The 6,465-nt window shown below is 45.0% G+C and carries 14 protein-coding genes; 13 read left to right on the plus strand and 1 reads right to left on the minus strand.

The features are described from left to right. The first annotated feature begins 4 nt into the window (after positions 1-4). The 13 genes from JX312_RS07450 (at position 5) to JX312_RS07510 (ending at position 5,635) form a co-directional block, all read left to right on the plus strand. Positions 5-280, plus strand: coding sequence for an HU family DNA-binding protein (locus JX312_RS07450; RefSeq protein WP_123404834.1), 276 nt, complete (start codon positions 5-7; stop codon positions 278-280). A 230-nt stretch (positions 281-510) separates the two neighbouring features. Next, complete coding sequence (locus tag JX312_RS07455) at positions 511-660, plus strand: hypothetical protein (protein WP_172470092.1); 150 nt, start codon at positions 511-513, stop codon at positions 658-660. Positions 661-662: 2 nt separating this feature from the next. After that, the gene (locus JX312_RS07460) at positions 663-911 is read left to right on the plus strand and encodes a DUF3781 domain-containing protein (RefSeq protein ID WP_123404838.1); all 249 of its coding nucleotides are present in this window, start codon (positions 663-665) and stop codon (positions 909-911) included. Then, positions 911-1,072, plus strand: a complete 162-nt coding sequence (locus JX312_RS07465; RefSeq protein ID WP_204457571.1) for a hypothetical protein — start codon at positions 911-913, stop codon at positions 1,070-1,072. The genes JX312_RS07460 and JX312_RS07465 overlap by 1 nt, the downstream gene beginning before the upstream one ends. Then, a complete protein-coding gene (locus JX312_RS07470) occupies positions 1,069-1,896 on the plus strand; it encodes an immunoglobulin-like domain-containing protein (RefSeq protein WP_123404840.1) in 828 nt (275 codons plus the stop codon). Before JX312_RS07465 ends, JX312_RS07470 begins: the two co-directional genes overlap by 4 nt. A 134-nt stretch (positions 1,897-2,030) precedes the next feature. Next, positions 2,031-2,399, plus strand: coding sequence for an NAD(+) diphosphatase (locus JX312_RS07475; protein ID WP_255563908.1), 369 nt, complete (start codon positions 2,031-2,033; stop codon positions 2,397-2,399). A 61-nt stretch (positions 2,400-2,460) separates the two neighbouring features. Then, positions 2,461-2,820, plus strand: a complete 360-nt coding sequence (locus JX312_RS07480; protein WP_239653850.1) for a rhodanese-like domain-containing protein — start codon at positions 2,461-2,463, stop codon at positions 2,818-2,820. Positions 2,821-2,858: 38 nt separating this feature from the next. After that, positions 2,859-3,392 (plus strand): DKNYY domain-containing protein, encoded by a 534-nt coding sequence (locus JX312_RS07485; protein ID WP_204457568.1) that lies wholly within the window; start codon positions 2,859-2,861, stop codon positions 3,390-3,392. Between the two features lie 185 nt (positions 3,393-3,577). After that, positions 3,578-3,895, plus strand: coding sequence for a PH domain-containing protein (locus JX312_RS07490; RefSeq protein ID WP_204457569.1), 318 nt, complete (start codon positions 3,578-3,580; stop codon positions 3,893-3,895). Continuing rightward, the gene (locus JX312_RS07495) at positions 3,892-4,380 is read left to right on the plus strand and encodes an META domain-containing protein (RefSeq protein WP_124031045.1); all 489 of its coding nucleotides are present in this window, start codon (positions 3,892-3,894) and stop codon (positions 4,378-4,380) included. Before JX312_RS07490 ends, JX312_RS07495 begins: the two co-directional genes overlap by 4 nt. 15 nt (positions 4,381-4,395) lie before the next feature. Next, positions 4,396-4,683: a hypothetical protein gene (locus tag JX312_RS07500; RefSeq protein ID WP_124031044.1), complete on the plus strand. Its 288-nt coding sequence runs from the start codon at positions 4,396-4,398 to the stop codon at positions 4,681-4,683. Between the two features lie 122 nt (positions 4,684-4,805). Beyond that, positions 4,806-5,039 carry a hypothetical protein gene (locus JX312_RS07505; RefSeq protein WP_124031043.1) on the plus strand — a complete coding sequence of 78 codons (234 nt, stop codon included), beginning with the start codon at positions 4,806-4,808 and terminating at the stop codon, positions 5,037-5,039. Further along, complete coding sequence (locus JX312_RS07510; RefSeq protein WP_124031042.1) at positions 5,039-5,635, plus strand: DapH/DapD/GlmU-related protein; 597 nt, start codon at positions 5,039-5,041, stop codon at positions 5,633-5,635. Before JX312_RS07505 ends, JX312_RS07510 begins: the two co-directional genes overlap by 1 nt. 5 nt (positions 5,636-5,640) lie before the next feature. On the opposite strand, the gene JX312_RS07515 is transcribed toward JX312_RS07510, so the two are convergent. After that, positions 5,641-6,312, minus strand: a complete 672-nt coding sequence (locus JX312_RS07515; RefSeq protein WP_204457570.1) for a WYL domain-containing protein — start codon at positions 6,310-6,312, stop codon at positions 5,641-5,643. Positions 6,313-6,465: the final 153 nt, after the last annotated feature.

The raw sequence follows: 6,465 nt of genomic DNA on the forward strand, positions 1-6,465 counted from the left end.
GCAAATGACTAAAGCAGAAATAGCGAGTGAAATCGCAAAGACAACCGGCATCGACAAGGCCGCGGTTGTTACCGTTATCGAACAGTTTATGACAGTTGTGAAGGACAGCCTCGCACACGGCGAAAACGTGTATCTCCGTGGTTTCGGCTCATTTGTGGTGAAGCAGAGAGCCGAGAAGACTGCCCGCAACATCAGCAAGAACACCACACTCGTTATCCCGGCTCACAATATTCCGGCTTTCAAACCGGCAAACTGCTTCAAAGAGGAAGTTGCCAAGTAAATGAGATTCAACCAAACTGCGAAAAAAGCCATTTCAGCAATACTCCTCCTATTGTTGATGGCTGGATTTTATGGTGCAATTATTGCCATGTGTAATCAGTATCTGCGTGAACATGATATGTTGACAAACACCTCAAAGTTTGTCCTCGGCGTATTTATGTTTGCCGGATTCTACTTCATTTACAAACGGTTCTCAAAACGGATTGACGAAATCCAAAAAACAAACGATTGATGGACTACGAAGATAATGAATATGGAGAAAACGCCGTTGATGATATGATGGTCGATTACGACTACCATGTCAATACAGGAAACCTTCCCGAACTTTTCGATGAATCATCAGTTGACGACTTCATCGCCAACCTTAACGACTGGGATTGATTATGTGTCCGACAGCAGAATATCCGTTCAGTATAACAGACTTGCATACAACTCCGTTAGGTGTTGAACGTATCAGGAGAAATCTCAACTTGCCGGAATCTCAGGATGTTGTAGATTTTTGCAGATGTTTCATCCTTGAAGATTTTGCCACATTTGAGCGTAAGGGAAAGAACTGGTATGTTACCGCAGGGCATGTGCGCATAACAGTCAACGCAAATAGCAATACCATTATCACCGCCCATAAAATATAATGATTAAACTCCGGTGTGTCGTTGAGCATATCACTTCCCGTGCCAAGAAAATCTGCGTACTCGTCGGCACAACCAAAGCCCTCGCATACGCCATAAAACAAAACGCCGTCTCAAAGCACAACACCAAGCTAAAGGAGCGGTTAAACAATAATGGAATATGAGAAAAGTTAAGAAAATGATTGCATTCGCAATCACATCATTGATATTCTTCGCCTGTTCGACGGCACATAGGGATAACGGTTGGTATCCCGTGGATGATTCCGACAATATTGAAGGGGAAGCAATTGTAAAGACAAATGATTTTGAAAGAGTATCTCTTGATACAGTGACAGATCCTGACATTGCCTTTATCCAAGGCGTTTTGAAACAGGATAAGATTCCCGTCTGGGCCGATGCAACAGAACAAAGGATCGGCAAACGTATCGGGTTTGTTTACAAGGATTCTGTAATAATGGTCCCCTCCGTAAACTGCCGTATAGAAAGTGGCAGTTTCTCAATCCACAGCTCCGACAAACAGCTCATACTTGAAATATACAATTCTCTTGACTGTAAAAAAATTGATCCTCCGTATGTGATGCCTCAGAAGAGCTATGCCACTGCCGAGGGCATGACAATGAGAATTGTCGGCCCCAACCTGGTCAAAACTCCTGTGGATTCTCTCGTTGTGGAATTTGCAAACAGTCGTGACGCAGATTTGACTACCGGAGAATGGTATCGAATAGACACCAAATCTGATGAAGGAAGCTGGATTCAGGCACCGTACTCAAAAAAGTATCTTGACCTCTTGGCAAAGGGAACTGAGGTATGCTTCAATGATATAGGATATTCATTGAAACCCGACGGCTCATTTAGAATGACAGTAAAGCCATGGCTTTATGATCTGAGTGATAAGTCTGCCACTTACCGCCTTGTCAAAACATTCTGTTATCCGCCATATCCGATCCAGAAGAGTGATACGGCATACGTTGAATTTCAAATCAGATAATCATGCACTATAAATACTGCCCTGAATGTGGCAAGTAACTAATAGGCAAACTGGCAGGCGATGATGGAGCGGTTCCGTATTGCACATATTGCCAGCGATATTGGTTCGACTCGTTTGCAAGCTGTGTCATTGTCATGGTCGTGAATGAATTTCACGAGATTGCCATGCTACATCAATCATATATCTCTGACGAACACGAAACTTTCGTAGCAGGATTTATCACTCCCGGTGAGACTGCGGAGCAAGCCGCAGTCAGAGAAGTAAAGGAGGAACTTGGTCTTGACATAAAGCGTCTGGAATCTGCCGGTACTCATTGGTTTGACAAGCGAGAGCAACTGATGCACGCCTTTATCGGCTATGTCAGCAAGTCCGACTTCACTCTGTCGTCGGAAGTTGATGGTGCCAACTGGATCGCCCTTGACGAAGCTCCGTCAAGAATGTTTCCAGACCGACCGGGAAATACTCAACACATTCTGTATCGTCAATATAAATCCAAATTGTGAAAATAATATGCTTAAAATAATCAAATTCGCTTTATACCTCATAGTTATGACTACATGTGCTATGCAAGCTTCCAGTTGTACTCACAATGACAATATTGTCTCTGTCTCTGCACTGGAATTTGAAAAAGAAATCAAATCTGATTCGGTTCAACTGGTTGATGTCCGCACTCCGCAGGAATACACCGAAGGACATATCGACGGAGCGTCGAACATCAATGTGCAGTCCGATGATTTCAAGGAGCTTGCCCAGAGAGAGCTGTCAAAAGACTCTACCGTGCTTGTCTACTGCCGTAGCGGTCGCCGCTCACTGGATGCAGCCGAGATGCTGACCAGCCTTGGTTACAATGTGGTTAACCTCAAAGGTGGTATCATCGAGTGGAAAGAAGTTGGTCTGCCGGTTGTGTCAGAGCAGGAGAATTAACTTTCGCTTGTCTGAATAGTCTAAAAAAGAAAACTGCAATGAGAAAGATACTTTTTATATTAGCTATGGTCGTAAGTCTGTCGGCTTCAGTCGCATCAGCTCAGCAACGGTGCGACAGCCATCATGAAGACAGATCAGGTTATGAGCATCGAGACCGACATCATCGTTCGCCATACTTCGNTAGCGAAAATAAGGTCTTTTTTGACGGCAGGGAAATCAAGGGCGCTTCGGCTTCGAGTTTCTTGATACTGCGCGATGGTTATGCCAAGGATACATGGAGNGTCTATTATTGTGGTGCAAAAGTGGACGGGGCTTCAAGCAACTCATTCAAGGTATTGGGCTTTGGCTATGCCAAGGACACATGGAATGTATATTTCGACGGCAAGAAAATCAACGGTGCATCACCTGAGAGTTTCAAGGTGCTTCGTGACGGCTACGCCAAGGATACATGGAACGTGTATTTCGACGCAGTTAAGATTGAAGGGGCTTCCCCTGACAGTTTCAAGTTACTCCGTGGCGGCTATGCTAAAGATACTTGGAATACTTACTATTTTGGAAGAAAAATTGACTGAATATGAAACAAACGACAATCAAACAACGGGTGGAACTCAGCTCTTATTGCTGGATTATAACATTGCTGACAACCGCTTTTATTTGCGGCATATTCATTTGCTGCTTAAAAATAGCTGATAATGATATTGCAGTATGGTTATGGGGAGTTGCTATCGCGGTCTTGTTCCTGTCAGCTTTATGCTATATGCCATTATCCATTTCTCTGGACAATGAAAGCCTGAACATCAACAGATCCTTGAAAATCAAATCAATTCCATTGACAGAGATTGCGAATGTCAAGCTGTGCGTTCCTACTGTGGGCGCAAAACGAATTTGCGGCAGTGGCGGATGGTTCGGATGGTATGGCTGGTTCTCGGAGAAAAACCTCGGCAAGTATTTCGCCTATTACGGCAAAGCCTCCGACTGCTTCCTCGTCACGCTTAAAAACGGCAAGAAATATATGCTCGGCTGCAAGGATGCTCCTGAAATGGTCAATGCAATAAACGAAAAAATAAATCAATGACAAAAAAAACAATTCTGTCGGTAGCCACGGCACTGACAATACTCACCGCCTCATGCGGAGGCAACAAGGAAAATAAAGAGACTGCCGACAATCAGCAAAAAGAGACCGTAGCGAATGTGGACGTGCGCGGTCAGTGGTATCTGGATAGCATCGTATTCAGTGACTCCGAATATGTGCGTGTGCGTCCGGATGAAAGGCTTTCAAGTATACATCAGTATATTGTTTTTGAAGACAGCACATATTTTATTCGGACAAACTGCAACTCAATATCCGGTACATATGCCGTCAAAGTGGATTCAATCATCCTTGGCGACGGAGCTATGACAGAAATGGCATGTGACGACATGGCAGTCGAGGACGCACTCCGCAGGATTCTCCCGAATGTCGCTACGGTCTATATCCAGAACGATTCCATCGCCCGGCTTGACAGCCGCAATCCGTCGGAATACATCGTGCTTCGCAAGGCACAGATAGAGATAAAATGAAATAACTGAAAACTTATGGAAGAAAATAAACTGACACCCTTCACAGATGCTCCCGACACGGCGGTAATCACATGTTGCCATGTGACAGACGATGGCGCACCAGTGCTTTACGTTTCGCATGACGAGGATGACGGCATGTGGCAATTTCTTTGTGGCGGAGAGCATTCGGAAGATGAAGCAAGAATCGTCTCTCTGAGATATATTTATGAGCTTGACCATTCGGTCGGTCTGCTAAAAGATATGCCTTGCGGCTGTTATGCGGAAAGGGAATCTCCGGCAGAGGAATGGATTGTGAACGGTTAAACAGATACTAACCATTGGAGACTCTGTTTGCTTCATCGGCTGTTTTGCCGTTTGCGAGCATTTATATGTGTGATTGAAAGCAGGGAAAAAGGAAACTTCTTTTGCCGGGTCAAAATATTCAGATGATACAGATAGGCAGATATAAATTGGGATTCGCACCGCTGTCGATGATAGTTGTTTTCATCGTTCTCTCGGTATGCGCCATTATCGCAGCTTTTCAGCAGGCACGACCGGAATGGTCTATGCCTTTGTCACACATCATCATAATCAATGAAGGGCTGGCACTGCTGACAACACTGGTTTATGGCATATTTGCTCACTTCGTGATTGCAATCATCAACAGACTAAGGAAGTAATGGAAGAAATCAGAATAGACGTAACAAAACAGACACCCGAAGAATTGGCCCTTGCCGCCGAACATGCGCAGCTCATATTCAGGTTCAATCACACCATGCCGGGGACAACCGAATATGATGAATTGATGCACCGTATTTTCCCCTCGATGGGAGAAGGCAGCAGAGTCATGTCACCACTTACAGCCGTCAGACCCCACATGGTCAAGATTGGCAGAAACGTAGTGGTAATGCCCGGATGTCTGATGATGTCAGCCGGAGGCATAACAATCGACGACGGTGCGCAAATAGCCGCCAACGTGCAGCTCATATCCAACAATCATGACCTTTATGAACGACAGGTGATAACCTGCAAACCTGTTCACATCGGCAAGAACGCATGGATTGGAGCCGGAGCCACAATCCTTCCCGGTGTGACAATCGGCGATAATGCCGTAGTAGGGGCTGCCAGTGTTGTGACTAAGGACGTGCCGGCTGATACTATCGTGGCAGGAAATCCCGCAAAGATTATCAAACGCATCCCGCCTCGTTCGGAGTGCTCTACCACCAATGAAGATGACGAAACAATACAGCTCGGACTTGACAGTTGCGGTGACTGATAATTTCAGGAGTCCCACTGAGGGAGGGTTGAACTATCATTGTCAAGTCGCGTAAGCATCGCTCGACCCCATCCGAGTAATTCGTCTTTCAGATGTTGTGGGGATATTATCTCGACCCATCCGGCACGTGAGAATATCGCAGCAAGAAAATCAGTGGTTGGACGGAGATATAGCTCAAAGTCAACAGTATTTTCCGTTGAACCGATTTCATGCTGTGTATGATGTAACGGGAGGTCTCGCAGATAATAGCGTTCCTGACCATGCGCCCGGAGAATGACTCTCTCGGGTTTTACGCGTGAGTCGGTCATCATTCCGAAATACTCATCGAAATATGCCTCACAGTCAAAATCTTTAGGCATTTTGAATTTTAGTTCTGATGCGCTCACCTTGACGATTCGGTCAAATGAGAACAATCTGAATTTATCATCAAAATGCCCAAGAAGATACCATCGTTGTTTGTAAAGACGTATGCAGTAAGGCTCGATTAGATAATTCCGTTCAGACTTACCATATCCCTGATATGTGAGTTCTATCTGTCGGTTTTCTTTCATCGCCTCGATTATGGTCTGCAATGTATCTCCGGCAAATGGAACAGGTTCGAGCAGTATTCGATTTTGAATCGAGCGGCTTTCCGTTATCATATTGTTGACCGCAAGCGACGATACCATCCAGTTCATTACAGAGCCAAGACTGTCAGCGTTCGCTATATAATAGACATTGCCGTTTGAACGGTCACATTCAATGTCAATTCCAAATTATTACTGTCCGCTAAACCATAAAAAGGCGAGTCCAACTTCCTGAACGGCAGAAGTTGGGCTTACTTTTTGTAT

Origin of the sequence: Barnesiella sp. CU968 (genome assembly GCF_905219685.1) — a bacterium.
In the GTDB taxonomy this organism is placed as follows: domain Bacteria; phylum Bacteroidota; class Bacteroidia; order Bacteroidales; family Muribaculaceae; genus Lepagella; species Lepagella muris_A.

Coding starts and splice junctions, on each gene's coding strand:
- JX312_RS07450 (WP_123404834.1), top strand. CDS start 5: ATGACTAAAGCAGAAATAGCGAGTGAAATCGCAAAGACAACCGGCATC.
- JX312_RS07455 (WP_172470092.1), top strand. CDS start 511: ATGGACTACGAAGATAATGAATATGGAGAAAACGCCGTTGATGATATG.
- JX312_RS07460 (WP_123404838.1), top strand. CDS start 663: ATGTGTCCGACAGCAGAATATCCGTTCAGTATAACAGACTTGCATACA.
- JX312_RS07465 (WP_204457571.1), top strand. CDS start 911: ATGATTAAACTCCGGTGTGTCGTTGAGCATATCACTTCCCGTGCCAAG.
- JX312_RS07470 (WP_123404840.1), top strand. CDS start 1,069: ATGAGAAAAGTTAAGAAAATGATTGCATTCGCAATCACATCATTGATA.
- JX312_RS07475 (WP_255563908.1), top strand. CDS start 2,031: ATGGTCGTGAATGAATTTCACGAGATTGCCATGCTACATCAATCATAT.
- JX312_RS07480 (WP_239653850.1), top strand. CDS start 2,461: ATGCAAGCTTCCAGTTGTACTCACAATGACAATATTGTCTCTGTCTCT.
- JX312_RS07490 (WP_204457569.1), top strand. CDS start 3,578: ATGCCATTATCCATTTCTCTGGACAATGAAAGCCTGAACATCAACAGA.
- JX312_RS07495 (WP_124031045.1), top strand. CDS start 3,892: ATGACAAAAAAAACAATTCTGTCGGTAGCCACGGCACTGACAATACTC.
- JX312_RS07500 (WP_124031044.1), top strand. CDS start 4,396: ATGGAAGAAAATAAACTGACACCCTTCACAGATGCTCCCGACACGGCG.
- JX312_RS07505 (WP_124031043.1), top strand. CDS start 4,806: ATGATACAGATAGGCAGATATAAATTGGGATTCGCACCGCTGTCGATG.
- JX312_RS07510 (WP_124031042.1), top strand. CDS start 5,039: ATGGAAGAAATCAGAATAGACGTAACAAAACAGACACCCGAAGAATTG.
- JX312_RS07515 (WP_204457570.1), bottom strand. CDS start 6,312: ATGAACTGGATGGTATCGTCGCTTGCGGTCAACAATATGATAACGGAA.